Here is a 26,189-nt window from a genome sequence, read left to right on the forward strand (position 1 = left end):
CGAGGTGGGGGCCCCACTACGCTGGCGAGCATGAAGGCTAGTGAACGTGGCAGGCCCCCGGTCATCGCGGACGTGGCGCGCGAGGCGGGGGTCTCCGTGCCGACGGTCTCCCGGGTGCTCAACGGCACCGCTCCGGTGAGCCCGGAGAAGCGGGCGCGCGTGCTCACCGCCGTGCGCACCCTCGGCTACCGGCCGAACGGCGCGGCCCGGGCACTGGTCCGCGGCAAGCACTCGATGATCGCCCTCTTCGCGGGCAACACCACCCGGCACGGCTACGCCGCCACCATCCAGGGCGTGGAGGAGGCGGCGCGGCAGGCCGGGTACACCGTCGTGATCTCCGTCGTGGAGTCGCCCGACCAGGTCACCGTGGACTCCGCCCTCGACCTCATCCTGAGCCACCCGGTGGCGGGGGCGGTCGTGCTGGAGTACGACCCGCCGGGCGAGTCCACGCTACGCGCGATGCCGGCGAGCCTGCCGGTGGTCGCGGCGGCGGCCAGCTACTCGGTGGACCGGAGCATCCCGCACACGTACATGGACGACCGCACGGCCGCCGAGCACGCCACCCGCTACCTGCTGGACCTCGGCCACGAGACCGTGCACCACCTGGCCATCCCGCGGTCCACCCCGTGGACGGGGCGCACGGCCGGGTGGCGGGACGCCCTGGAGAAGGCCGGGCGCGCGGTTCCCGAGGTGCTGGAGGCCGACTGGACCGCGCGCTCGGGCTACCGCATCGGGCTGGAGCTGGCCGCGCGGACCGACGTGACGGCGGTGCTGTGCGGCAACGACGAGGTCGCGATGGGGCTGATGCGCGCCCTCACCGAGCGCGGGCGCCGGATACCCGAGGACGTCAGCGTCGTCGGCTTCGACGACCACCCGCTCAGCGAACTGTGGAGCCCCTCCCTCACCACGGTCCGGCAGGACTTCGTGGAGCTGGGCTGGCAGACCTTCGGACTGCTCGCCACCGCGATGGGCGGTGGGCGTCCGCAGTCGCTGAGCGTCAGCCCGGAGTTGGTCGTGCGGTCGTCCAGCGCCCGGGCGCCGCGCCGCTCCGGCTGATCCCATCGCCGCACCACCTGACGGGGCCGCGCCCTGCCCGCCGCTCGTGAAATCGCTTTCGTGACGCCGTTCTCGCTCGAAGGGGCGCCGAATCGTCGCTATCCGTTGGTAGATGGAGCTTCATGCCTGCCGGCAACTTCTGCTGCGTGAGGCCTTGTGTGGCTATTTGATCGACGCTTTCATATGCCTCACGACTTCCTCAGGCAACGAGAGGCGCGGCACCGCTGTGAACCACAGGGTCATCACATGGGGAACCGACAGGTTCCGACTGGTCTTCGAAGCGGGGAAGGACGCCCCGGTGCGGATCGTGGCCATGGGCGCCCCCGAGGCCGCCGGTCCGCGCCGGACGCCCCGGCAACCGCTGGTGGAGATCCTCGCCGTGGGACACGGCCACGCCGCCGCCAACCTGCGCTCCACGGCGACCGGCATCGGCCAGGGCCTGCGCTACCTGGGGCACGCGGCGGGAACCTCGGACGGCTGGCTGACCCTGGAGATCACCCAGCACGACGAGGCGAGCGGGGTGCGGGTGACCTCCCTGCTGCGGATGCCGCCCGACGCGGCCGCCGTGCGGGCCGTCACCACCGTCCGCAACACCGGCGCAGGCCCCCTCGCCCTCCAGGCCGTCACCTCCCTCGCGGTCGGCGACCCACTGGGGCCGCGCCCGCCCCGGGAGCTGGAGACGCTGACCGGCCACAACGAATGGCTGGGCGAGGGGCGGTGGCACACCACCCCGCTGGCCGCCCAGGACGGTCTGCCCTTCCTGGACCTGACGGCCCACCAGCGCCAGGATGCCCGCGGCGCGCACGCGATCGTCAGCCACAGCACCTGGTCCTCCGGGCAGCGGGTGCCCACCGGGGTGCTGGCGGTGCGCGCCGGCGGGCCGGCGGTGGCGTGGCAGATCGAGCACAACGGCGCCTGGCGGGCGGAGATCGGCGAGCGCCTGGGGGACGACGCCTCCACCGAGGTCGTCCTGGCCCTGTTGGGCCCCACCGACCTCGACCACCAGTGGCTGACCGTGCTGGCCCCCGGCGAGGAGTTCGCCACCGTGCCGGTCGCCCTGGCGTACGCCGAGGACGGCTGGCAGCGGGCGGTCGCCGAGATCACCGCGTACCGCCGCGCGCTACGCCGGGCCGACCCCGCGCGGCTGCCGGTGGTGTTCAACGACTACATGAACACCCTGATGGGTGATCCCACGACGGAGAAGCTGCTGCCGTTGATCGACGCCGCCGCCGCGGCCGGCGCGGACTACTTCTGCATCGACGCCGGTTGGTACGACGACGACGGCGACTGGTGGGACTCGGTGGGGGAGTGGGAGCCGTCCACCACCCGCTTCCCGGACGGCGGACTGCTCGCCGTGGTGGACCACATCCGGCGGGCGGGCATGGTGCCGGGCCTGTGGCTGGAGCCCGAGGTGGTCGGCAGGCGCAGCGCCATGGCCGAACGCCTCCCCGACGCCGCGTTCCTGCAGCGCGGGGGCCGCCGGGTGACGGAGAGCGGCCGCTACCTGCTCGACCTGCGGCACGCCGACGCCGTCAAGCACCTGGACCAGGTGATCGACCGCCTCGTCGGGGACTTCGGCGTCGGGTACTTCAAGTTCGACTACAACGTCACCCCGGGGGCCGGCACCGACCACGAGGCGGACAGCGCCGGAGCGGGGCTGCTCGCCCACAACCGGGCCCACCTCGACTGGCTCGACTCCGTGCTGCGCCGCCACCCCCACCTGCTCATCGAGAACTGCGCGTCCGGGGGCATGCGCGCGGACTACGCCCTGCTCGCCCGGCTGCACCTGCAGTCCACCTCGGACCAGCAGAACCCGCTGCTGTACCCGCCCATCGCCGCCTCGGCGGCGATGGGCCTGCTGCCCGAGCAGGCCGCGAACTGGGCCTACCCGCAGCCGGACATGACGGACGAGGAGATCGTCTTCACCCTGTGCACCGGCCTGGCCGGCCGCTTCTACCTCTCCGGCCGGCTCGACGGGATGTCCGCCGGTCAGCTCTCCCTGGTGCGAGAGGCGGTCGCCTTCGCCCGGGAGACCGCCGGGCACCTCGCCACGGCCGTCCCCCGGTGGCCGCTCGGGCTGCCGGGGTGGGACGACCAGTGGCTCGCCTCGGCGCTGAGCACGCCGGCGCAGACCCTGCTGACCGTGTGGTACCGCGGCGAGGAGGCGGACCGGCTCACCCTGCCGCTGCCGCCCGGCGAGATCGAGGTGGCGTTCCCGGCCTCGCCCCCGCGGGCCTGGGACCTCACCCGTCACCCGGACGGCACGGTCACCCTGGCCGCGCCCGGGGGACCGGCCGCCCGCGTCCTGCGCATCACCCACCCGGGGGCGTAGCGCCCCAGCCCTCTCCGTGCGCCCGGCGAGGGGGAAGAACGAGGAGTCATCATGAGACAACGACGCATCACAGCGGCCGCCCTGGCAACGGGCGTCCTGCTCCTGGCCGGCTGCTCGGACCCGGGTGCGGGGACGAACACCGACGCCGGCCCGGTCTCCTGGCCGGAGCCGACCGCCGCGCTCGACGGCACCACGCTGACGATCTGGGCGGCGCAGAACTCCAACATGATCCCGGAGTCGGTGGCCGCCGCCTTCGAGGAGGCGACCGGGGCGGAGATCGAGGTCGTCACCATCCCGGACCCCTACGAGCAGGGCGTGCAGACCAAGGTGGCCTCCGGCGACAAGCCGGACCTGGCCTTCTGGCAGCCGACCGCCTCCATGCTCACCGCGATCAACGCGCCCACCAACCTGCAGCCGCTGGACGGCGCCCCGTGGCTGGAGGCGATGGACCCCGCGCTGCGGGACATCACGGGCCTGGCCGACGGCACCCGGTACGCGGCGCTGATCAGCAGCCCGGCCGTGCAGGGGGTGTACTACAACAAGGAGGTCTTCGCCGAACACGGCGTCACCGCCCCGCCGACCGACTGGGACGGCTTCGTCGAGCTCGCCCGCTCCCTGAAGGAGCAGGGGGTCACCCCCTTCCACGAGATGGGCGGCGACCGGTGGGCCACTCAGTGGTGGGTCCAGGTGCAGCTCGCGGACGTCGCCGACCAGCTGTGGGAGCGGGTCAACAGCGGCGAGGAGGAGTTCACCGATCCGACGATCCTCGACGCCATCACCGAGTACCAGGCCCTGATCGAGGAGGGCCTGTTCAACGAGGACATCCGCACGGCCACCTTCGAGGACCAGGCGGACGCTCTGCTGGCCGGCGACGCGGCGATGGCGATGCAGGTGAACTCGTTCTTCGGCCAGCTCCAGGCCAAGGCCGACACCGCGGAGCTGGACGAGAGGATCGGCTTCTTCCCGATCTCCACCGGCGGCAACGTGGGCACCTTCATCCCGGACCAGTCCAACGCGCTGGTCGCCTTCCGCACCGGCGACGCCGAGCGCGAGGCCGCGGCCCGGCAGTTCCTGTCCTACTGGCTCGGCGAGGGCTACCAGGGATTCGTGGAGGACCGCAAGACCGTCTCGATCATGTCAGACGTCCCCTCACCGGACGGGATCCCGCAGGCCCTGCTGGACGTCCACGCGGCGGTGGCCACCTCGGCCGGCTCCATGCAGGCCCTCGCCATCGCCAACCCCGACCTCTACCTCAACCTGGCCGACATGATCCAGGGGGCGCTCACCCCCGAGGAGGTCGCCCAGCGCACCCAGGAACAGTTCGCACAGCTCGCCAGGGCGCAGGGCGCCCCCGGCTTCTGAGCACCGGACGCTGACGAAAGCCTGAGAGACATGAGGCTCCTGTGACTACGCAGCTCCACTCCCGACCGCCGTCCACGGCGCCGGCCCGCCCCCGCCCAAGCCGGGGTGGCGACCACCGCGCGAACGCCTCGCACCCCGCCTGGTTCCTGGCGCCGGCCTTCGCCGTCCTCGCCGTCTTCTTCTTCCTGCCGACGGTGTTCAACCTCGTGTACGCGTTCACCGACTGGTCGAGCTTCAAGAGCGAGATCAACTTCGTCGGCCTGCGCAACGTCTCCGACCTGCTGGGCAGCGGCGACCTGCTCGCCTCACTGCGCATCACGGTCGTCTACGCGGTGCTGGTGGCCCTCTTCCAGAACCTGTTCGGGCTGCTGCTCGCCCTCCTGCTGGAGCGCGACACCCGGGTCAACCGGTTCGCGCGGGTGATGTTCTTCATCCCCGTGGTGATGTCCGCGCTGGCCGCCGGCTACGTCTGGCAGGCGCTGCTCAAGCCGGACGGCGCGGTCAACGGGGTGCTGGGCGCCCTGCTGGGCCGGGACGTCACCATCGGCTGGCTGGGCAGCTCGACCTGGACCATCCTGGTGGTGGCCCTGATCCACTCCTGGAAGTGGATGGGGCTGGCGATGCTGATCTACCTGGCCGGTCTGAAGACGATCCCGGCCGAGACCCTGGAGGCCGCCCGGATCGACGGCGCCTCCGCCTGGCGCACCTTCCGCGACATCCGCTTCCCGCTGCTGGCGCCGGCCGTGACCTTCGGCGTGGCCACCGCGCTGCTGGGCTCGATGAACGGCTTCGACATCGTGCAGGCCACCACCGAGGGCGGCCCGGCGCGCTCCACCGAACTGCTCAACATCTTCGTCTTCCGCACCTTCGGCCAGGGACTGTTCGCGACCGCCACCACGATGAGCCTGGTGCTCCTGCTGGTGGTGACCGTGCTGGCCTTCCCGGTCATCGGCATGCTGCGGCGACGGGAGGCCGTGCTGTGAGAGCCCCGACCCTCCCGGCCCGCGACCGCTCCGGTGTGTGGCCGCGCGTGCAGCCGGTCGTCGCGCTGGCCGCGGTCGCCGCGGTCATCGCCGTGCCGCTGTACATCGTGGTGATCACCTCGGCCAAGTCGCAGGCCGAGGCGCTCGACCCCGACCTGTCCTGGCCCACCTCCTGGCACTGGGCGGAGAACTACGGCGCGGTCTGGGACCAGGGCCGCATCCCCGCCGCGCTCTGGGGCAGCCTGCTGATCATGGTGCCCACCGTGGTGGGGGTGCTGCTGCTCGGCTCGATGGCGTCTTGGGTGCTCGCCCGCCGCGCCTCCCGCTGGGTCACCCCGCTGTACGCGCTGGGCATCAGCGGGATCGTGCTGCCCCCGGCCGTCGTCACCGTGGTCCTGCTGCTGCGGCAGCTCGGTCTCGCCGGGACCACCGTGGGGATGATCGGGGTGTACATGGGGATGTACATGTCCACCGTGATCTTCTTCGTCACGGGGTTCATCCGGACGATCCCGCACGAGCTGGAGGAGGCCGCCCGGATGGACGGGGCCCGCCCCGTCACCGTCTTCTTCCGGATCATCCTGCCGCTGCTCGGCCCGACGCTGTCCACGGCCACGATCCTGATCTGCCTGTACGTCTGGAACGACGTCTTCTACGCCTTCTTCGTGGTCGGCGGCCGGATGGACACCCTGCCGCTGAACCTCTACCAGGTCGCCAGCGCCGGCCTGTACCTGGAGAACTGGCACCTCATCTTCGCCTACGTGGTGCTGATGAGCCTGCCGTTGCTCGTGGTCTTCATCGTGGGGCAGCGCCGCATCATCTCCGGCGTCACCAGCGGCGCGGTCAAGTAACCCGCTGCACCCCCCCTGCAACCCCTGCCCAACCGTTTTCGAGGCCTCACTGAGGCAACGAAGGAGTATGTCCATGACAAGATCGTTGAGACGGTTGGCGGTCGCCGTGGCGGCCGCCACCACCGCCGGCCTGCTGGCCGCCCCCGGCGCGGCGGCGGCCGAGGCCGACGTCCTCACCGTCGACTTCGGCGCCACCACCGGGGCGTTCCGCGGGGGCGCCAGCGGCACCCTCTACGGGTTCGGCGACGACGGCTCCCCGACCCAGGCGTTGATCAACGGCGCCCACATCACCAACTCCTCGCAGAAGCCCCCGGACGGCCTGCAGCACCCCAGCGGCGACGCCCTGGAGATCGAGGACGGCTTCTTCGACAAGCACGGCCGCGAACTGGCCGTGTACGTCCAGGACTTCTACCCGGACTGGGGGTACCACGGTGCCGTCCGCCCCCAGGACACCCGCACCTACGACCAGTCCGACGGCTCCTGGACCGAGGGCGGCAACGGGGAGTGGGACTACCTGGAGGTCGTGCGGCACGTCGTCACCAGGATCGCCACCGAGTCCGAACACCCCGACCAGTACCTGTTCGTGCTCTTCAACGAGCCCGACTGGATCTGGTACGCGGACTGGCCCGGAATGAAGGACCAGTTCTTCGCCGACTGGACCGCCACCTACGAGCTCGTCCACGAGATCTACGACGAGGTCTTCGACGGGCGGATCCAGCCGCGGATCGGCGGACCGGGGAACTCCCGCTGGTGGGGCTCCGGCGAACCGGCGGACCGGCGGCGCGAGGCCGACTTCCTCGCCTACACCGCCGCGAACGACGTCCGGCCGGACGTCTACATCTGGCACGAACTCGGCGGCTCCAACCCCGACCTCTTCCGCCAGCACGAGGCCGAGTACCGCGCCCTGGAGGACCTGCACTACGGCACCGACGTCGAGCTCCCCATCACCATCAGCGAATGGGGCATGCTGCCGGACATGGGCGTGCCGGGCAGCATGCTGCGGTGGTTCGCCGCCTTCGAGGAGGAGAAGGTCGACGCGCAGACCGCCTACTGGAACTACGCCGGCAACTTCTCCGAGAACATCGCCCGCGCCAACGGCGCCAACGGCGGATGGTGGCTGTTCAAGTGGTACGGCGACCTCGCCGGCTCCCAGACCGTGCGGGTGACACCGCCCGACCCCGACGACCCCCGCTCCCTGCGCGGCATCGGCGCCGTCGACGCCGACAACCGGCGGGCCACCGTCCTGTACGGCGGCACGGACGCCGACGTGACCCTCGACCTCACCGGCCTGGACCGCGAGGTCTTCGGCGGCCGGGTCGACATCGAGGTGCGGGAGATCTCGCTGACCGGCGCGGAGGGCGTCCAGGGCGACCCGCGGGTGGTGCGGGCGCTGGACGGCGTGCGCGTCCACCGCGACGGGACGCTGGCCGACCTCACCGTCCCGACGTATGACGAGGACTCCGTCTACCAGGTCCTGATCACCCCCGGCCAGGAGCGGGACGTCACCCGCTCCCTGGAGGGGCAGGCCTGGTCCACCGCGATCGAGGCGGAGGACACCCGGTTGACCGACGCCCGGGTGCGCGAGGCCGGCGACCAGACCTGGCAGGCCTCCGGCGACGCCGACGTGGCCTACTTCAACCAGGTCGGCTCGCGCGCCGAGTTCACCGTCACCGTCCCGCGCTCCGGCACCTACCGCCTCCAGATCATCGGCTCCGCCCCCGCCCCCGGCCGGCACGCCCTGTTCGTGGACGGCGCCTTCGGCACGCTCGTGCAGTACGCCTCGAACCTGACCACCGACCGGGCCAAGTGGATCTACCGGGGCAGCACCGAGGTGGAGATCCCGCTGTCGGCCGGGCAGCACACGCTGTCGCTGCGGGCCAGCCGGGACGGCGCCACCGCCCTGCCGAACAGCGACATCACCCTCGACAAGTTCGTCCTCACGGACGTGACCGGCGGCGAGCGGACCGAGTACCCGGCCAGCGGCCTGCGCCTGTTCGGCGGTGCGCAGCTCGGCTTCGACGGGGACCGCACCGCCGGCAGCGCGCGGATCGCCGGCCCCGGGCAGCGGGCCGACCTGTACGCCACCGCCTGGCAGTCGGGCTACCACGACGTCACGATCAGCTACGCGACGTCCGGTGCCGCCTCCGCCGACATCAGCCTCAACGGGGTCGCCGCCGCCACCGTCACGGCGCCCCGCGCGGGCTCCTGGACCTCCACCGCGCGGCTGTACCTCTCCCAGGGCATCAACGAGATCGAACTCGCCTCCGCCACCGGGGTCCACGTCTCCACCGTCACCACCACCCGCGTCGCCGGGGCGGACACCGCCGCCGTCACCATCGAGGCGGAGGACGCGGACCTGGGCGGCCAGGCCCGGGCCGTCACCCTGGCGGACAGCACCGGCACCAACGCCTCCGGCGGCCGGTACGTCGGCTGGCTCGGCAATGACACCGCCGAGTCCGACAACGTCCTGCGGATCGAGCGCGGCGCGGGCTTCGACCGGCCGGGCCAGTACACCGTCGTCGTGCGGTACGCCAACGCCGAGGTCAACGGCGCCCACGACTACAACCCGCAGGTCGTCGACCGCGGGTTGCAGATCTCCGAGGCCGGTACGGACGGCTACGCGGGCACCGGGCACTTCCGGTACACCCACCACTGGCACAGCTTCTGGGAGCGCTCGGTCAACGTGACCCTGGCGACCGCCGACGGCGCGCTCACCTTCGGCAACGACGAGCCCGGCTCCTACGCCCCGGACATCGACGCGATCACCATCGCCCCGGTGCTCCTCGGCGAGGTCCGGACCAGCGCCGCGTAGGCGCTCCCCCTCGGGGACCGGGCGCCCGACACACCGACGGCCCCACCGCTCCGGCCGGCAGGCGAGGCGGTGGGGCCGCCGTGTGCCCGCTCCGGCCGGTCAGACGGCCGACCAGCCGTCGTCGACCGGGAGGATGGCGCCGTTGATGTTGCTGGCGGCGTCGGAGGCGAGGAAGACGATGGCGGCGGCCTGCTCCTCGGGGGTGGAGACCTTGCCGGCGTTGCCCATGAGGGAGCCGACGACGGCCGGGCCGTGGGAGTCCGGCCGGGCGTCGACCCGGATGCCGGTCGCGGTGCCGCCGGGGGCGATGGCGTTGGCGCGGATGCCCCGCGCGCGGTACATCACGGCGAGGTGCTTGGTCAGGCCCACGATGCCGTGCTTGGCGGCGGTGTAGGCGGCACCGGCCGCGCTGCCGCGCAGGCCGGCCTCGGACGCGGTGAAGACGATCGCGCCGCGGCCGGTGGCGAGCAGGTGGGGGAGGGCGGCGCGGGTCAGCGCGAACGGCGCCGTGAGGTCGACGCGCAGCACGCGCTCCCACTCCTCGTCGTCGGTGTCGCCGAGGGCCGACATGCGGTCCATGACGGCGGCGTTGTTGACCAGGACGTCCAGGCTGCCGAAGGACTCCACCGCCGTGGCGACGACCCGCTCGACCACCCGCTGGTCGCTCAGGTCGCCGACGACCGCGCGGGCGGTGCCCCCGTCGGCCTCGATCGCCTTGACGACCTGCTCGGCGGCCTCCGCGTTGACGTCCGCGGCGAGCACGCGCGCGCCCTCCCGGGCGAACTGGAGGGCGGCGGCCCGGCCTATGCCGGATCCCGCCCCGGTGACGACGACGCCGCGTCCCTGGAAACCGGTGCCCATGGGTGTTCCCTCTCCGTGCGCGGAGTCCGCCCCGAACGGCGCGGCCGGCTCCAACGATTGCTTGATTCAGGCAAACAGTAACGCATTGCTGGAGTCAAGCAATCAAGTAGGCTGAGCGCATGTACGGGAGTACCAGCGACCGGCCGTTACCCCCGCGGGGGGAGGCGCCGAGGGTCCTCGTCGTGGTGGAGGATCCCGGGGCCGTCGACCTGCTCACCGCGACCCTGCAACTGGCCGGCTACCGGGTCGAGGTGGCGGCCACCGGCACCGGGGCCCTGACGGCCCGGTCGGGCGGCCCGTCGGCCGGCGGCCGGCCCGGGCCGGGGGACGGGGGCCGCCGCTACGACGACCTGGTGATCGACGACGCCGCCTGCCAGGCGCGGCGCGGACGGCGGGCGCTCGACCTCACCCCCGCCGAGTACCGGCTGCTGCGCCAGATGCTGCTGCACGCGGAGCGGGTGCTGTCCAAGGAGCAGATCAGCCGGAGCGTCTGGGGCGAGTCCCGCGCCGACAACGCGATCGAGAAGCTGGTCTCCCGGCTCCGGCGCAAGGTGGACCGGGACGGGCCGCCGCTGATCCACAACCGCCGGGGCTTCGGCTACTGGCTCGGCCGCTCCGCCCGCCCGGACGCGTAGCCGCGGCGGCCACCCCGGTGAGGCGGTGACCGACGCCGCGTCGGCCTGGCCATGCCGGAGGAGTCCACGGTTACTCAAATTTGAGTAGACTCGACTGTGTGACCGAGAAGACGATTCCGATCCTTCCCTGCCAGCAGATCCAGCCGGTGGTCGACTTCTACTCCGCGCTCGGCTTCGAGACGACCTTCCTGCAGAAGAGCCCGTACCCGTACGCGGCCGTCCGCCGCGGCCCCGTCGAGCTGCAGTTCCTGGGCATGAAGCAGTACGACCCGACGCAGTCCTACTCCAGCTGCTACATCGTCACCGACGACGTGGACGGGCTGTACGCCGCGTTCCGGGAGGGGCTCAGGGCGGCCTACGGGAGGATCCCGAGCCGCGGGCTGCCGCGCATCGGGCCGCTGAAGGACATGTCCTACGGGATGCGGCAGTTCCTGATGACCGACCCCGGCGGCAACAGCATCCGCGTCGGCCAGCAGATCAGCGAGGACCAGCACCTCCGGCCGGCTCCGAAGGGGACCTTCGAGCGCGCGCTGCACACCGCCGACCTGTTCGTCGACTCCAAGGAGGACCTCCCGGGCGCCGCCAGGATCATCGACCGGGTGCTGGGGCTGGAGGACGAGCGGCCCACCGCGGTGCAGCACCTGCGCCTGCTGGTGCTGCGCGGGGACATCGCGCAGCGGCTGGGCGACGACGCCCTGGCCGCCCGGCTGCTGGAGCGGGCGGCCGAGATCGAGGGCGAACTCGGGGACGAGGAGGTGGAGTCGGTGCGCGACACCCTGCTCCGGCTCGCCGAACTGCGCGGCTAGCCGACCTTCCGCCGGCCCGCGCCGCGCGGGGACCGGCCCGCCCGGGCGGCACCGCCGCCGCGCCACTGCGGGTGTCGCCCGCGCGGGCGACACCCGCAGTGGAAACGATTACTGACCCCTGCCCCGGCTCCCCGCCGCCCCGTCCCGAGCCGGTGATCTTGACGCTGACGCCGGCTCGGGTATCGTGTGGCGTCCCCAGTGGTGCCGGATCGAGGAGGTGAGACCCATCAACGCCAGTCAGGCAGGGTGCTCTCGCCAGCTCTCGGCACGGTCCGCCCAGGCGTAGGACCGGGAGAGCGCCCTTCGGTGTTCCGAAAGGCCCTCATGTCGTCCTCGTCGTCACCCCTTTCCTCCTCCACCTCTTCCTCCGCCGCCCCCTCCTCGCCTTCTTCCGGGTCCGGGATCGTGGCCAGGCTGCGGGCCGCCGGCTGCGTCTTCGCCGAGGACGAGGCCCGCCTCCTGCTGTCCACGGCGGCCACCCCGGCCGAGCTCGACGCCATGGTGGAGCGGCGGGTCGCCGGCCTGCCCCTGGAACACGTGCTCGGCTGGGCGGAGTTCCGGGGCCTGCGGATCGCCGTGGATCCCGGGGTCTTCGTGCCCCGCCGCCGCACCGAGTTCCTCGTCGAACAGGCCGTCACCCTCGCCCGGGCGGCCGGCTCCGGGCCGCGGCCGGTCGTCGTCGACCTGTGCTGCGGCACCGGCGCGCTCGGCGCGGCGCTGGTCGCCGCCGTGGACGGCGCCGAACTGCACGCCGCCGACGTCGACCCGGCCGCGGTGCGCTGCGCCCGCCGCAACCTCGCCGCCGTCGGAGGGCGGGTGTACCAGGGCGACCTCTACCGGCCGCTGCCCGCCGCGCTGCGCGGCGGCGTCGACGTCCTGGTGGCCAACGCGCCCTACGTGCCCACCGCGGCGATCGGGTTCCTGCCCCCCGAGGCCCGGCTGCACGAGCCGATGGTGGCGCTCGACGGCGGCCCGGACGGGCTGGACGTGCAGCGGCGGGTGATCGCCGGGGCGACCGAGTGGCTGGCGCCGGGCGGGCACCTGCTGGTCGAGGCGAGCCCGCGTCAGGCGCCGAGCTCCATGGAGCTGATGGCCGGTGCCGGACTGCTGGTGCGGCGGGCGGACTCCGAGGAACTGGACGCCACCGTGGTCATCGGCACCAGGCCGGCGCGCCCCTAGGACAGCGCCCGCTGCACGGCCTCCGCGTCGGCGGTGCCGTCGGCGGTGTCGCCGGGGGCGTCGTCGGTGGAGTCGGCGGCGCCCCCGGCGGGCCGGGCGGGCGGCCTGCCCGGCAGCAGCGTGGTGCCGGCCAGGATGACCGCGATCGCGCCGACCGCGAACCAGTGGACGCCGTGGAAGCCCCGCACGGCGTCGTCGGCGCCGGCGGTCTGCACGATGAGGGCGACGACGGCGATGCCGATCGAGGCGCCGAGCTGGTTGAGCATGTACAGCACGGAGCTGCCCTGCGGCACCAGCGGGCCGGGCAGCGTCCGGTACAGGGCGCCCATGGTCGGCGCGCTGACGCAGCCGAGTCCGAGGCCGACGGCGAGCGCGGCCAGCGCGGTCCACACCTCGGCGGTCCGCGCGGTGGTCTGGGTCAGGGCGAGCGCGCCGAGCACGGCGAGCAGCGCGCCGCCCCGCGCGAGGCTCCGCGAACCCAGCCGGTCGGACAGCCGTCCGGCCAGCGGCATCGCGACGGCGCCGCCCAGTCCGAACGGCGCCACCAGCAGACCCGCGACCAGGGCGCTGTGGCCGTGCGCCTGCTGGAAGTACAGCGGGAGGACGAAGAGGGTGGCGAACATCGTCAGCCCGGTGAGCGCCATGATGGTCACCGACGCGGTGAAGCTGGGCCGGGTGAACAGCCGGGGGTCGACCAGCGGCGCCGGGTGGCGCCGGGCGCGGAGGGTGTAGCCGGCCAGCAGCGCGACGCCGGCCGCCAGCGGGGCGAGCACCGACCAGGTCGTGAACGCGGCGTGCTCGGCCGCCTGGGACAGGGCGAGGATCCCGGCCGCGAAGCCCGGGGCGAGCAGGGCCAGGCCGACCACGTCGAGCCGGCTGGGCGCCGTACCGGTGCCCGGCGGGTCCGCCGGCACCACCCGGAGCGCCAGCACGAACGCGACCACGCCGACCGGCAGGTTGATCAGGAACATCCCGCGCCAGCCCAGCCACTCCAGGACGACGCCGCCCAGCGCCGGGCCGAACACCGGGCCGAGCGAGAGCACCACCCCCATCAGGCCCATCACCCGCCCGGCGCGCCGCGGGCCGGCGGCCCGGGCCAGCAGGGTGAGCACCAGGGGGTCCAGCACGCCGGCGCCCAGGCCCTGGAGCACCCGGAAGGCCACCAGGCTGCCGACGTTCCAGGCCAGCGCCGAGGCGAGCGATCCGGCCAGGAAGAGCAGCAACCCGAACAGCCACAGCCTCCGGCCGCCGAAGCGGTCGACCGCCCAGGAGGTGACCGGGATGGCCAGCGTCAGCGCCAGCAGATAGGAGGTGGAGACCCAGCCGACGGCGCTCAGCGAGGTGTCGAACTCGGCGACGAGGGTGTCCACCGCGACGGCGACCATCGTGCCGTCGAGGAGGCCCATGATCCCGCCCAGCAGGATCACCCCGATCAGCCGGCGCAGCGCGGGATCGAGGCGTCCTGCGTCCTGGTCGGGTGTGGATGGCATGGCGGTCCCCATTCTTTGGTCGGACGGTACCGATTAACTAGACCGGTGAGTCCAACTTAGGAGACCGTTGAGTACTTGGGCAAGGCGGTACATCGTTCTGGACCAAGCGGTGTGGAGGGCCGGGTGGTCCCGTAGGATGCGGTCCATGAGCGGAGCGGGAACCCGGAGCGGCGCGGCGGCCGCCGGGGCGCGAGGCCGCATCGACAAGCGGTGGGCGATCCTCGACGCCGCGTTCGCGGTGTTCGCCCGCGAGGGCTACGCGCAGGCCGGGGTGGACGCGATCGCCGCCGAGGCGGGCGTCGCCAAGGCCACCGTCTACAACCACTTCGGTGACAAGGAGACGCTGCTCCGCCAGGCCGTCACCGCCCACGCCGAGCGGGCGCTGGCGCAGAACCTGGCCGCGGTCGAGCGGCTGACCGATCGTGGCGGCGAACTCGGCGCGATGCTGCAGGACGTCGGCTACCACCTGCTCCAGTGCTACTGCGACGAGCGCTCCTGGGCCCTGCGCCGGTTGCTGGCGGCGGAGCTGCACCAGTTCCCGGACCTGCTCGACATCGTCCAGGGGCAGGTCGCCGACCGCGTCACCGAGGCGCTGGCCGACCGGCTCGCCCGCCTGGCGCTCGCCGGACGTCTGAACACCACCGACGCGCTGCTGGCCGCCGAGCAGTTCTCCGGCCTGCTGGTCGGCCCGGTGGAGAAGCGGTCGCGGCTCGGTACCCGTCAGCTGCCCGACGCGGAGCTGCGCGACGTGGTCGGCGCCGCCGTCTGCACCTTCCTGCGGGCGTTCGCCCCGGACGGCGCGCACGCCCGGCAGGCTGGGCAGGCCAGGCAGGCCTAGCGCCCCCGGCGGTCCACCCGGCGCCGCGCCCCCGTGCGTCCGCCCGGCCGGGCGGGCTTCTCCGCGCCCGCAGGGGCGTTTTTCGGCCAATCCCGTGATGTCTGAACGGCCGCGCCGGTGTGCGGTTCCACCTGCGAGTAAACGTTTACTGCCACGGGGGCGGCGAGCTGGCCGATATCGGCCGGATATCCACGCGCCACGATCCGTTGACCACCGCCGGGGGTCTGGCTATGGTCAGGCCACATTTTCGAATGGTGTCCGAAATATCGAACACTCTGGGTGTGACAAGGGGAAGCGCATGATCATGCGAGTGGATCGTGGGCGCGCGGACCGCCGAGGCGGCCCCCGGTGTGGCGAGGAGCGCGCATGAAGCACACGGCAGGACCCACCCGGCGCGGCTTCCTCGCCGCCGGGCTCGGGCTCGGGGCGGCCGCGGCACTGGCCGGGTGCGGCACACCGGTCACCGCCCTCGGGGCCGGCCCGTCCCTCCAGTTCTGGAACCTCTTCGCCGGCGGCGACGGCGTCCGCCTCCAGGACATGCTGAACGCCTACCGGCAGGCCCACCCCGGGGTGACCCTGGAGGACGCCACCCTCACCTGGGGCGCCCCCTACTACACCAAGCTGGCCATGTCGGCCGCCGGCGGGCGCTCCCCGGACGTCGCCGTGCTCCACCTGTCGCGGCTCACCGCCTTCTCCCCCGGGCGGCTGCTCGACCCCTTCGACACCGACCTGCTCGCCGAGGCCGGCCTGACCGAGGCGGACTTCCCCGCCGACCTGTGGCAGCGCGGCAGCCGCGACGGCCGGCTGTACGCCGTGCCGCTGGACTCGCACCCGCTCGTCAACTACTACAACACCGAGATCTGCGGGCAGGCCGGCCTGCTGGACACCGACGGCAAGCTGCTGCCGCTGGAGAGCCCCGAGGCCCTCATCGACGCCCTGGAGCGCACCAGGGAGATCACCGGAACCGTCGGCCTGACCACCGACATGCTCGCCCCCTACCGGGTGTGGTGGTCCTTCTTCCGGCAGATGGACGGCACGCTGGAACTCCCCGAGGGCGGCACCTGCCGCATCGACGAGGACACCGCCATCGCCGCCCTGGAGTACATCCGCGACCTCGGCGAACGCGGGCTGGTCAACCCCGCCATGGACATGGACGGCGCCATCGCCATGTTCAGCAGCGGCCAGGCCGCCTTCCACTGGAACGGCGAGTGGGAGGTCAGCACCTTCCTCAACGGCCAGACGCCGTTCTCCATGGACCGCTTCCCCGGCGTCTTCGGGAACTACCGGGTCCGCTCCGACAGCCACGCCCTGGTCCTCCCGCACCAGCGCGACCGCGACCCGAGCACCACCCGGGACACCTACGAGTTCATCGCCTTCCTGCTGAAGCAGAGCCTCACCTGGGCCGAGGGCGGCCACATCCCCGCCTACCGCCCGGTCGCCGAGAGCGCGGACTACCTGGCCCTGGACCCGCAGTCCAACTACCGCTCCGCCATCGACAGCGCGGAGCTGGACCCCCAGGCGTGGTTCAGCGGCTCCGGCGCCGACCTGGACAGCCAGGCCAACGCGGCCTTCAGCGCCGTCGTCGCCGGCCGCGCCACCCCGCAGGACGGCCTGCGCCAGTTCGTCGACGCGATGAACCGACTGCTCGCCACGCCCAGCCCGGTCTGAGCCCCACCGCCGCGGCGCCGAGCCGTCGACGTTCCCGAAATGCCACCCCCGGCCGCCCACCCGCGGCCGTCCACCACGAGAGGCGATCTCCATGGCCGTCCTCAGAACCGCCGAGCCCGGCGCACCACGCCCCTCCCGGGCCGCGGGTGCCGCCTCCGGCGGCAGTCCCACTCCCGCCAGGAACCGCGCCGGCCGCCGCTCCGGCAGCCTGACCGGGTGGATGTTCGTCCTGCCCTTCCTGGTCGTCTACGCGCTGTTCCTGGTGTGGCCGACCGTCTCCGGGCTCTGGATGAGCTTCTTCAACGTCAGCCTCTCCGGGAGCGCCGGCGAGTTCGTCGCACTCGACAACTGGATCGAGCTCTTCGGTGACCCGGCGGTGTGGAGCTCGCTGTGGCACACCGTCCAGTTCACCATCATCAGCACCCCGTTGCTGGTCGGCGTCGGCCTCGGCATGGCCCTGCTGACCAACCGTGCCATGCCCGCCCGCTGGCTGTGGCGACTGGCCTTCTTCGGCCCCTTCGTGCTGCCCGTCACCACCGTCACGCTGATCTTCGTCTGGCTGTTCCAGCCCGGATTCGGCCTGGCCGACACCATCCTCGGCTGGTTCGGCATCGAGGGCATCGGCTGGCTCAGCGACCCCCGGTTCGCCATGTGGTCGATCGTCCTGGCCACGCTGTGGTGGACGGTCGGCTTCAACTACCTGCTGTACCTGGCCGCGCTCCAGTCCATCCCGGAACACCTCTACGAGGCCGCCGCCATCGACGGCGCCAGCAGGTGGCGGCAGCTGTGGAGCATCACCATCCCGATGCTCAACCGCACCACCGGCCTGATCGTCGTCCTCCAGCTGCTGGCCTCGCTGAAGGTGTTCGACCAGATCTACCTGATGACCTCCGGTGGCCCCAACTACGCCACCCGGCCGATCATCCAGTACATCTACGACGCCGGCTTCACCAACTACCGGATCGGCTACGCCTCGGCGATCTCGTACTTCTTCTTCGCCCTCATCATCCTCGTCTCCGTCGCCCAGTTCCGGTTCACCAGCCGTCAGGAGGGCAAGAAGTGACCACCCTGACCCCCGGGGCCGCCCGCACCACCGCCGGATACCCCGACGCCCCCACCAGCCGGCGCCCGGTCGGCGAGCGCGTCTGGAACATCGTCGGACTCCTGGTCACCGCCTTCGTCGCCTTCCTGTGGCTGCTGCCGCTGCTGTGGGCGGCCGACACCTCGCTGAAGTCCGAGGGCGAGACCACCCAGCTCCCGCTGCGCTGGATCCCGGAGTCCGGGTTCACCCTGGACGCCTACCGGGCCATCATCGAGCAGGGCGACCTGCTGCGCTGGTTCGCCAACAGCACGGTCATCGCCGTCGCGGTCACCGTGCTCACCCTGGCCATCGTCGCGCTGGCCGCCTACGGTTTCTCCCGCACCGACTTCCGCGGCAAGGGCCTGGTCTACGCCATCGTGATCGCCGGCCTGATGGTGCCGCCGCAGGTGCTGATCGTCCCGCTGTTCCAGGAGATGACCGCCTTCGGCCTGCTGGACACCTACTGGGCGGTGATCCTTCCGCAGCTCGCCGCGCCCTCGATGGTCTACATCCTCAAGCGGTTCTTCGACTCCATACCGCCCGAGCTGGAGGAGGCCGCCCGGATGGACGGCGCGGGACCGCTGACCATCTTCCTGCGGATCGTCCTCCCGCTGTCCCGCTCCGTGCTCGTCGCGGTCGGCATCTTCACCTTCATCGGGGCGTGGAACAACTTCCTGTGGCCGTTCATCGCGACCACCAACCCGGACCTGATGACCATCCCGGTCGGCCTGGCCAACGTCTCCAGCGGCTACGGCCTGATGTACGCCCGGATCATGGCCTCGGCCGTCCTCGGCGGCCTCCCCCTGCTGATCCTCTTCGTCATCTTCCAGCGGCAGATCGTGCGCGGCGTCGCGCACACCGGCCTCGGCGGGACCTGACGGGTCGCCGTCCAGGGCCGGAACGGCCGCCGGGAGGGTGAGCCGCCCTTCCCGGCGAACAACCCCTCCCCAGCACCACCGAACACCGAACAGGAGCACCTGTGCATCGCGCCACCTTCACCCTCAACCCGGCCTTCACCGTGGCCCGGATCGACCCCCGGGTCTACGGCTCCTTCCTGGAGCACATGGGCCGGGCCGTCTACACCGGCGTCTACGAGCCCGGCCACCCCGCCGCCGACGGCGAGGGCATCCGCCAGGACGTGCTGGAGCTGGTGCGCGAGCTCGGCGTCACCCTGGTGCGCTACCCCGGCGGCAACTTCGTCTCCGGTTACCGCTGGGAGGACGGCGTCGGCCCGGTCGAGGAGCGCCCGACCCGGCTGGACCTGGCCTGGCACTCGGTGGAGACCAACGCCTTCGGCCTGAACGAGTTCGCCGCCTGGGCCAAGCGCGCCGAGGTCGAGCCGATGATGGCGGTCAACCTGGGCACCCGCGGCCTCCAGGAGGCCGTGGACCTGCTGGAGTACACCAACCACCCCGGCGGCACCCAGCTGTCCGAGCTGCGCAAGGCCCACGGCGTGGAGGAGCCGCACGGCATCAAGCTGTGGTGCCTCGGCAACGAGATGGACGGCCCCTGGCAGGTCGGCCACAAGACCGCCGAGGAGTACGCCCGCATCGCCGCGGAGACCGCCAAGGCGATGCGGCTGGTCGACGACTCCCTGGAGCTCGTCGCCTGCGGCAGCTCCAGCCAGGCCATGCCGACCTTCGGCGCCTGGGAGACCACCGTGCTGGAGGAGGCCTACGAGCACGTCGACCTGATCTCCGCCCACGCCTACTACGAGGAGGTCGACGGGGACGCCGCCAGCTTCCTCGCCTCCGCCGTGGACATGGAGTCCTTCATCGAGAACGTGGTGGCCACGGCGGACGCGGTGCGCGCCCGCAAGCGGATCGCCAAGCGGATCAAGATCTCCTTCGACGAGTGGAACGTCTGGTACCTGCGGCGCTACCACGCGGACCCGCCGACCGAGTGGAAGCAGGCCCCGCGGGTCATCGAGGACCAGTACAACCTCACCGACGCCGTGGTCGTCGGCTCGCTGCTGATCGCCCTGCTGCGGCACGCCGACCGGGTCGCCGTGGCCTGCCTGGCGCAGCTGGTCAACGTGATCGCGCCGATCATGACCGAGCCCGGTGGGCCGGCCTGGCGGCAGACCACCTTCCACCCGTTCGCGCTGACCTCGAAGTACGCGCGCGGCGAGGTGCTGCGGGTGGAGCCGGAGTCCCCGGCCGAGCACACCGAGCGCTTCGGCGACGTCCCCGTCCTGCACGCCACGGCCACCCGTGAGGAGGACGGCTCGGTGACCGTGCTGGCCGTCAACCGCGGCCTGACCGAGTCGGTCGAGTTGGACGTGGACGTGGCGGCGCTGGGCGACGGCTACCGGGTCGTCGAGCACCTGATCATCGCGGACGAGGACCGCTTCGCGGTCAACACCGCCGAGCAGCCGGACCGGGTCACCCCCCGCCCGGTGGACGGCACCGTGGTGGCGGACGGCCGCCTGCGCGGCGTGCTGCCCCCCATCTCCTGGAGCGTGATCCGCCTCACCCCCGCCGCCGAGTAAGGCGGCCGGCCGCGCGCCGCCCCGACCGGGTGGCGCGCGGCACGGGGTGGACGACCGCACGGACCATCCGCGGCGCCCGGTCGGGAACCGACCGGGCGCCGCGGCGTCCGCGCGTTTCCGCGGTGTCCGCGCGGACTCGCGCCGGGTCAGCCGACCGGCGGGCGGTGGCCGTGCCGGCGCATGGCGCGGGCGGCGATCGGCTGGTAGCGCAGCTGGCGGGGGAGCAGGGTGACGCCGCCGCGGACCGCGCGCAGGGTGGCGTGGGCCCGGCGTTCGGCGCGGGCGGCGCGGCGCGGGTCGGTCTCCGCCAGGCCGAGGCGCTCGCGGTAGGCGGCCGGCAGGGTCGCCACGGTGATCCGCGCGCCGACGCGGAAGACCGGGGCGTGCAGCGATCGCCACACCGCCTCCGGCAGGCGCCGCAGCGCCTCCGGGCGCGGCACCGGCCACTCGGTACCGATGGCCAGCAGGTCGCGGACGACCGGGGTGTCGATCAGCCGGGTGGCGACCATGTCGGCGAAGTACGCGTCGAAGCCGGAGACGTCCTCGGGGAGGTCACCGGGGCGGACGCCCATCGCCTGCCCGACCGCGAGCCACTCCTGGTACAGCCGAGCGCGCTGGGCGGCGGGGATGGGCCTGCCGGAGAGGCGGTGCAGCGTGTCGACGGACTCGAAGAGGGTGGCGTGCACCCAGGCGAACGCCTCCGGGTCGAAGGCGGTGTAGGGGCGGCCGTCCAGGCCGGTGCCCTGGATCCGGGTGTGCCGGCGGCGCAGCCGCAGCGCGGCGGCCCGGATCTCCTCCTCGCTGGCGTAGACCACCCGCTGCAGGGCGGTGAGGGTGCGGTCCAGCCGGCCCCAGGGATCCGCGCGGTAGCTGGAGTGGTCGCGGACTCCGGCCGCGACGACCGGGTGCGCGGTCTGCAGCACCAGCGCGCGCCAGCCGAAGGCGAGGGTGTACCAGGGGGCGAGGTACTCCCAGGTCGGCGATCCGGGCCCGGGGAGCCGTGCTTCGGGGAGCCGTGGGGCGGGGATGGACGGCGCGGCCGAGGTCGGCGGGGCCGCCGGGGTCGGGGAGTCCATGCCTCGATTATTGACGAATACATTTGTTTTTCCCCTGGTTGTGCGCGTTCTGTGGGGTAGCCCACGGTCGTGACCCCTTCCGCCGTCCACCGACCCTCCCGCGCCGCCCGGCTGGTCAGCGAGGTGCTGGCGCCGGCGAACCTGGCCCTGGTGCTGCCGCCGGTCGTGGGCTGGCACGCCACCCGGCCGGACCCGGCCGGCCTGGCGTGGGGGCTGTTCACCTCCCTGGCCTGCGGACTGCTGCCGCTCGTCTACGTGCTGTACGGCTGCCGGCGCCGGTGGTGGGACTGGGCCGGGGCGCGGCGCCGCAGCCGGCAGCCGGCGATCCTGGGCACCGGGGTGTCGGTGCTGTTCGGCACCGTGGTGCTGGCCGTGGCGGAGGCGCCGCCGGTGCTGTCGGCGCTCGGCGTCGGGCTGCTGGTGGGCCTGCTGGCCGTCGGGGCCATCACCGCCCGCTGGAAGATCTCGCTGCACACCTCGATCGCCGCCGGCGCGGCGACCGTGCTGGTGCTGCTCTTCGGTGTCGCCGCGTGGTGGACGGCGCCGCCGGTGCTGCTGGTGGGGTGGGCGCGGCTGCGGCTGCGCGCGCACAGTCTCGGGCAGGTCGTCGCCGGCGCGCTGCTGGGCGGCGGCGTGGCCGTGGGGATCGTCGGCATGGGCGGCTGAACCGGGCCGCTGATCCTTCCGCTGGTCCGTCCGCTGATCCGGTCCGCCGGGTGGGCTGCCGCTCCGGGGCCGGCTGACCTATCCTGAGTGCCAGTCACCACCGGATGGTCCCCCGCCGCCCTCCGTCGCTGACCGGGCTGTCGTGTCTCCTGGCACAGTCGCTTGACAAGATCACGACAAGCCGTTCCCGCACGCCACACGACATGGGAGCGCCGTCATGGGACGTCCGTCGCGCCTGACCACCTCGGTCCTGGCCCTCGCGGCCGCGCTGGCCCTGGCCGCCACCGGCTGCGGCGCCGACCGTGACGCGGGCGGCACGGACCAGGCCGGCGGCGCGTCGACCTCCACGCCCGGCGGCGGCGAACACGCCGAGGGGCACGAGGGCCACGAGGGCCACGGGGCGCAGGAGGGTGACGCGCCGATCGAGCAGGAGGAGTTCTCCGGGGTGCTCCAGGAGGGCTACCAGGGGCCCACCGGGGCTCCCGAGGACGCCGCCGCCGACGTCACCGTCGTCGAGTGCCGGCCCGAGTCGATGACCCTCACCCTCGACATCGCCAACCCCGACGCCGAACAGCGCTGGTACACCGTGGAGGTGGCCTTCACCGACACCGCCACGGGCGAGACCTTCAGCTCCGGCATGGTCTCCAACCAGCCCGTGGAGGCCGGCGCCGAGGTCGAGGGCCTGCGGGTGACCGGCTACCGCCAGCCGGAGGGGCGGGACATCGCCTGCGAGATCGTCTCGGCCACCAAGCAGTCCGGCTGAGCGGAGCCCGCCCCCTCCCGGACGTCCGGATCGGTCGGCCGACCGGGCGACACGCCGCCCGCGGCGCTCACTCCCCGCCGCCGGCGGTGGGCCTGTGCCGCTGGTAGTAGCGGGCCACCCGCGCGCGGTTGCCGCACCGACTCGGCGAACACCAGCGGCGCCGCGGGTGCGAGGGCAGGAAGAGCATCACGCAGCCGTCCGCCTCGCACTCCCGGATCCTGCCGACCGCCGGCGCGGTGAGCAGATCGACCGCGGCCTCGGCGAGGAGCGCGGCCAGGCGCACCCCCAACGGGCCGACGCGCCGGGGCTCGGCCGTCACCGCGGCGCCGTCCCAGCCCACCTCCCGCGTGGCCGGCGCCGCGCGCTGCGCCTCGGAGAGGCCGTGCAGCGCGGCGGCCGGCGGCGCGGCCCCGCCCAGCAGCGCGCGGACGACGGCCTCGACGTGCTCCCGGACCCGGTGGAGGGGCGGGAGATCCTCCGGCCCCGGCGCGACGCCACGGAACTCGGCGGGCAGTCGCTCCGCCTCCAGGGCCAGCCAGGCGGCCAGCCGCCCCGGGGTGTCGATCAGGTCCGTCCGTCCGCCCGGGCCGGCCGGGCGGGTGTTGACGAGGTCGAGAGCCAGCGGCTCACCGGTCAGCGGATTGCTCCCAGGCATGCGGCTAATGCTACATCGTCGCGTTGACACGTTAGTCCGCCGCGGGCTAGAACTAATGCGTCATCACGACCTGGAGGCATGTGAATGTCGCACCGCGCCCCGTCCCGGACAGCCATCCCCGCGCGCACCGTCCACCGCCGCGTCACCGTCGAGGGAGTCGAGGTCTTCTACCGGGAGTCGCTGCCCGAGCGAGCCGACGCGCCCGTCCTGCTGCTCCTGCACGGCTTCCCCTCGGCCTCGCACCAGTTCCGCCGGCTCATCGACGCCCTGGGCGCGCACTACCGGCTCATCGCCCCCGACTACCCCGGCTTCGGCCACACCCGGGCCCCGGAGGACTTCACCTACACCTTCGACAGGCTGGCCGACATCACCGAGGGCTTCGTCGACCGGCTCGGCCTGACCCGCGCCGCGCTGTACCTGTTCGACTTCGGCGCCCCCGTCGGCTTCCGCCTGGCGCTGCGCCGCCCGGGGCTGGTCACCGGCCTGGTGGTGCAGAACGGCAACGCCTACGAGGAGGGCCTGTCGGAGGGAGCCCGGAGCTTCACGGCGCTCACCCCCGACACGCCGGGCGCCGAGCGGACCATCCTCGACCTGTTCACCCTGGAGGCCACCCGCGCGCAGTACGAGGGCGGCACCGCCGACCCCTCGTCGGTCGCCCCGGAGGGATGGCTGCTGGACCAGTACTTCCTGGACCAGCCCGGCCGCAAGCAGGCCCAACTCGCCCTCGCCTACGACTACCGGAGCAACATCGCCGCCTACCCGGCCTGGCAGGCGTGGCTGCGCGAGCACCGCCCGCCGACGCTGATCACCTGGGGCACCGGCGACCCGTTCTTCCCCGAGCCCGGCGCCCGCGCCTACCTGCGCGACCTGCCCGACGCCGAACTCCACCTGTTCGACACCGGCCACTTCGCGCTGGAGGACCACCTGCCGGAGATCGCCCCGCTGATCGCCGACTTCCTCGACCGCCTTCCGTCCTGACGGTCGGCGTGTTGGTGCGGGGCCGGTGTGGTGCGGGGCTGGTTCGGTGCGGGGCCTGTGCGGGGCCCCGCGCCGCGGGCCGCGTGTCAGGTCGAGCGTGGCCGCCGTTGCACGACGTCGGCGAGGACCGTGGTCACCAGCTTGTCGACGCTCGCCGTGGTCGGCGGCTCGGGGGCGCGCTCGGTGAACAGCAGGTGCCCGCCTCCGACCAGGGAGAGGGTGAGCGAGTCGATGTCGGCGTCGGCCGAGATGCGGCCCGCCGCCCGCTCGTCGGCCAGGTAGGCGGAGACCGCGGTCGCGACCTGGGCGAGGATCGCGATGCCGCCTCCGGGCCTGGCCTGCCGCAGCCGCGCGCGCAACTCGTCGCGGAAGGTGATGAGCGGGATGATCGCCAACGGAATCGGTCCGAACAGGGTGGTCAGCGCGCGGGTGAGGTTGCCGGCCACGGTGCCGGTGCCGACGGACTCGTGCAGGGTGTGCGCCTGCGCCTCGAGCCGTGCGGCCTGGTCGAGCACGAGCTCGGTGAGGAAGGCGTCGAAGTCGGCGAAGTGCCGGTGCAGGACGCCCTTGGCGCAGCCCGCCTCGTCGGTGACGGCCCGGCTGGTCAGCCCGTTCGGGCCCTCCCGCAGCAGCACGCGTTCGGCGGCGTCGAACAGCTGCTGCCGCGCGTCGCGAAGGTGTACCCCGGTCGGCACTGGTCGGTTTCCTCTCGTGCGCCAGGCTCCTGGCATCGATTGACACGTGTGGGCGCTTGCCCACTAAAGTGAACGCATGCCCACTTTACCGCGAGAGCAACCAGAGCCGGCGCGATCGCACCAGGCTCGACAGATCGCCGAGTCCTTCGGCATGGACGCGCACCGCTACGACCAGGCGCGACCGGGCTACCCCGATGACCTGGTGGCGCGCGTAGTCGCCGGGAGCCCGGGGCCCGACGTGCTGGACGTCGGCTGCGGCACGGGCATCGCGGCCCGCCAGTTCCAGGCCGCCGGTTGCACCGTGCTCGGCGTCGAACCGGACCCGCGGATGGCCGACTTCGCGCAGGCCCGCGGCCTGCCGGTCGAGGTGGCCACCTTCGAAGCCTGGGAGCCGGCCGGCCGTGCGTTCGACGCGGTGATCGCCGCCCAGTCGTGGCACTGGGTTGACCCGGACGTCGGCGCCACGAAGGCGGCCCGGGTGCTGCGTCCGAACGGGCGGCTGGCGGTCTTCGGGCACGTGTTCGAGCCGCCTGTGGAGGTGGCCGAGCCGTTCGCGGCGGCCTACCGGCGGGTGGCACCCGACTCGCCGTTGAGCGGTCAGCCGGCGCGACGTCCGCTGGAGACGTACCAGGCGGGATACGCGCGGATCGCCGACAGGATCCGCGAGACCGGGCAGTTCGACGAGCCGGAACAGTGGCGGTTCGACTGGGAGCAGTCCTACACGCGCGACCAGTGGCTGGATCTGCTCCCCACCACCGGCGGCCTCACCCGACTCCGTCCCGATCAGCTGGCCGAGGTACTCGGCGCGGTCGGCCGTGCGGTCGACGCCCTCGGGGGCCGCTTCACGATGCAGTACACCACCCTGGCGACCACCGCGGTACGCGCCGACACCCCGTGATTCGCCGGTTGCAGGG

The 26,189-nt window shown here is 72.9% G+C and carries 23 protein-coding genes; 18 read left to right on the forward strand and 5 right to left on the reverse strand.

From position 1 onward, the window contains the following. The first annotated feature begins 30 nt into the window (after window positions 1-30). From FHU37_RS02310 to FHU37_RS02335, 6 genes are all read left to right on the forward strand, one after another. Window positions 31-1,056: a LacI family DNA-binding transcriptional regulator gene (locus FHU37_RS02310; RefSeq protein WP_179812550.1), complete on the forward strand. Its 1,026-nt coding sequence runs from the start codon at window positions 31-33 to the stop codon at window positions 1,054-1,056. A 298-nt stretch (window positions 1,057-1,354) separates the two neighbouring features. Continuing rightward, window positions 1,355-3,388 (forward strand): alpha-galactosidase, encoded by a 2,034-nt coding sequence (locus FHU37_RS02315; protein WP_179812551.1) that lies wholly within the window; start codon window positions 1,355-1,357, stop codon window positions 3,386-3,388. A 51-nt stretch (window positions 3,389-3,439) separates the two neighbouring features. Further along, a complete protein-coding gene (locus FHU37_RS02320) occupies window positions 3,440-4,750 on the forward strand; it encodes an ABC transporter substrate-binding protein (RefSeq protein WP_179812552.1) in 1,311 nt (436 codons plus the stop codon). Between the two features lie 41 nt (window positions 4,751-4,791). Then, window positions 4,792-5,733 carry a carbohydrate ABC transporter permease gene (locus tag FHU37_RS02325; protein ID WP_179812553.1) on the forward strand — a complete coding sequence of 314 codons (942 nt, stop codon included), beginning with the start codon at window positions 4,792-4,794 and terminating at the stop codon, window positions 5,731-5,733. Further along, complete coding sequence (locus FHU37_RS02330) at window positions 5,730-6,581, forward strand: carbohydrate ABC transporter permease (RefSeq protein ID WP_312892384.1); 852 nt, start codon at window positions 5,730-5,732, stop codon at window positions 6,579-6,581. Before FHU37_RS02325 ends, FHU37_RS02330 begins: the two co-directional genes overlap by 4 nt. Window positions 6,582-6,654: 73 nt before the next feature. Then, window positions 6,655-9,393 carry a carbohydrate-binding protein gene (locus FHU37_RS02335; RefSeq protein ID WP_179812554.1) on the forward strand — a complete coding sequence of 913 codons (2,739 nt, stop codon included), beginning with the start codon at window positions 6,655-6,657 and terminating at the stop codon, window positions 9,391-9,393. A gap of 99 nt (window positions 9,394-9,492) precedes the next feature. On the opposite strand, the gene FHU37_RS02340 is transcribed toward FHU37_RS02335, so the two are convergent. Next, window positions 9,493-10,254 (reverse strand): SDR family NAD(P)-dependent oxidoreductase, encoded by a 762-nt coding sequence (locus FHU37_RS02340; RefSeq protein WP_179812555.1) that lies wholly within the window; start codon window positions 10,252-10,254, stop codon window positions 9,493-9,495. A gap of 119 nt (window positions 10,255-10,373) precedes the next feature. Here FHU37_RS02340 and FHU37_RS02345 point away from each other — a divergent pair, with 119 nt between their 5' ends. The 3 genes from FHU37_RS02345 (at window position 10,374) to FHU37_RS02355 (ending at window position 12,874) form a co-directional block, all read left to right on the forward strand. Continuing rightward, on the forward strand, window positions 10,374-10,889 hold the full coding sequence (locus FHU37_RS02345; RefSeq protein WP_179812556.1) for a response regulator transcription factor: 516 nt from the start codon (window positions 10,374-10,376) through the stop codon (window positions 10,887-10,889). A 98-nt stretch (window positions 10,890-10,987) separates the two neighbouring features. Beyond that, complete coding sequence (locus tag FHU37_RS02350) at window positions 10,988-11,695, forward strand: bleomycin resistance protein (protein ID WP_179812557.1); 708 nt, start codon at window positions 10,988-10,990, stop codon at window positions 11,693-11,695. A gap of 324 nt (window positions 11,696-12,019) precedes the next feature. Beyond that, complete coding sequence (locus tag FHU37_RS02355; RefSeq protein WP_179812558.1) at window positions 12,020-12,874, forward strand: putative protein N(5)-glutamine methyltransferase; 855 nt, start codon at window positions 12,020-12,022, stop codon at window positions 12,872-12,874. Here FHU37_RS02355 and FHU37_RS02360 read toward each other — a convergent pair. Then, window positions 12,871-14,364, reverse strand: a complete 1,494-nt coding sequence (locus FHU37_RS02360; protein ID WP_179812559.1) for a DHA2 family efflux MFS transporter permease subunit — start codon at window positions 14,362-14,364, stop codon at window positions 12,871-12,873. The two genes, FHU37_RS02355 and FHU37_RS02360, sit on opposite strands and share 4 nt — an antisense overlap. A 145-nt stretch (window positions 14,365-14,509) precedes the next feature. Here FHU37_RS02360 and FHU37_RS02365 point away from each other — a divergent pair, with 145 nt between their 5' ends. The 5 genes from FHU37_RS02365 to arfA all read left to right on the forward strand — a co-directional run bounded on the left by FHU37_RS02365 (window position 14,510) and on the right by arfA (window position 20,442). Beyond that, window positions 14,510-15,202 carry a TetR/AcrR family transcriptional regulator gene (locus tag FHU37_RS02365; protein ID WP_218903914.1) on the forward strand — a complete coding sequence of 231 codons (693 nt, stop codon included), beginning with the start codon at window positions 14,510-14,512 and terminating at the stop codon, window positions 15,200-15,202. 366 nt (window positions 15,203-15,568) lie between these two features. Beyond that, entirely contained in the window at window positions 15,569-16,870 is a 1,302-nt protein-coding gene (locus FHU37_RS02370) for an extracellular solute-binding protein (protein WP_179812561.1), read from the forward strand. Between the two features lie 91 nt (window positions 16,871-16,961). Further along, a complete protein-coding gene (locus FHU37_RS02375) occupies window positions 16,962-17,933 on the forward strand; it encodes a carbohydrate ABC transporter permease (RefSeq protein WP_179812562.1) in 972 nt (323 codons plus the stop codon). Next, window positions 17,930-18,829 carry a carbohydrate ABC transporter permease gene (locus FHU37_RS02380; protein WP_376773882.1) on the forward strand — a complete coding sequence of 300 codons (900 nt, stop codon included), beginning with the start codon at window positions 17,930-17,932 and terminating at the stop codon, window positions 18,827-18,829. The genes FHU37_RS02375 and FHU37_RS02380 overlap by 4 nt, the downstream gene beginning before the upstream one ends. 101 nt (window positions 18,830-18,930) lie before the next feature. Beyond that, window positions 18,931-20,442 (forward strand): arabinosylfuranosidase ArfA, encoded by a 1,512-nt coding sequence (arfA, locus tag FHU37_RS02385; RefSeq protein WP_179812563.1) that lies wholly within the window; start codon window positions 18,931-18,933, stop codon window positions 20,440-20,442. A gap of 146 nt (window positions 20,443-20,588) precedes the next feature. Here arfA and FHU37_RS02390 read toward each other — a convergent pair whose 3' ends face one another. Then, window positions 20,589-21,518 (reverse strand): oxygenase MpaB family protein, encoded by a 930-nt coding sequence (locus tag FHU37_RS02390; protein WP_179812564.1) that lies wholly within the window; start codon window positions 21,516-21,518, stop codon window positions 20,589-20,591. Window positions 21,519-21,587: 69 nt separating this feature from the next. Here FHU37_RS02390 and FHU37_RS02395 point away from each other — a divergent pair, with 69 nt between their 5' ends. Both FHU37_RS02395 and FHU37_RS02400 read left to right on the forward strand, forming a co-directional pair. Beyond that, window positions 21,588-22,184, forward strand: a complete 597-nt coding sequence (locus tag FHU37_RS02395) for a phosphatase PAP2 family protein (RefSeq protein ID WP_179812565.1) — start codon at window positions 21,588-21,590, stop codon at window positions 22,182-22,184. A 217-nt stretch (window positions 22,185-22,401) separates the two neighbouring features. Continuing rightward, entirely contained in the window at window positions 22,402-22,947 is a 546-nt protein-coding gene (locus FHU37_RS02400) for a hypothetical protein (protein WP_179812566.1), read from the forward strand. Between the two features lie 67 nt (window positions 22,948-23,014). Here FHU37_RS02400 and FHU37_RS02405 read toward each other — a convergent pair whose 3' ends face one another. Then, a complete protein-coding gene (locus FHU37_RS02405; RefSeq protein WP_179812567.1) occupies window positions 23,015-23,602 on the reverse strand; it encodes a CGNR zinc finger domain-containing protein in 588 nt (195 codons plus the stop codon). Window positions 23,603-23,686: 84 nt separating this feature from the next. Between FHU37_RS02405 and FHU37_RS02410 the strand changes: the two genes are divergently transcribed. Then, entirely contained in the window at window positions 23,687-24,580 is an 894-nt protein-coding gene (locus tag FHU37_RS02410) for an alpha/beta fold hydrolase (RefSeq protein WP_179812568.1), read from the forward strand. Between the two features lie 86 nt (window positions 24,581-24,666). On the opposite strand, the gene FHU37_RS02415 is transcribed toward FHU37_RS02410, so the two are convergent. Continuing rightward, complete coding sequence (locus FHU37_RS02415) at window positions 24,667-25,275, reverse strand: TetR/AcrR family transcriptional regulator (RefSeq protein WP_179812569.1); 609 nt, start codon at window positions 25,273-25,275, stop codon at window positions 24,667-24,669. Between the two features lie 76 nt (window positions 25,276-25,351). On the opposite strand from FHU37_RS02415, the gene FHU37_RS02420 reads away from it, so the two are divergent. Then, on the forward strand, window positions 25,352-26,173 hold the full coding sequence (locus FHU37_RS02420; protein ID WP_179812570.1) for a class I SAM-dependent methyltransferase: 822 nt from the start codon (window positions 25,352-25,354) through the stop codon (window positions 26,171-26,173). Window positions 26,174-26,189: the final 16 nt, after the last annotated feature.

The sequence above is a fragment of the Allostreptomyces psammosilenae genome (assembly GCF_013407765.1).
Classification (GTDB): Bacteria; Actinomycetota; Actinomycetes; order Streptomycetales; family Streptomycetaceae; genus Allostreptomyces; species Allostreptomyces psammosilenae.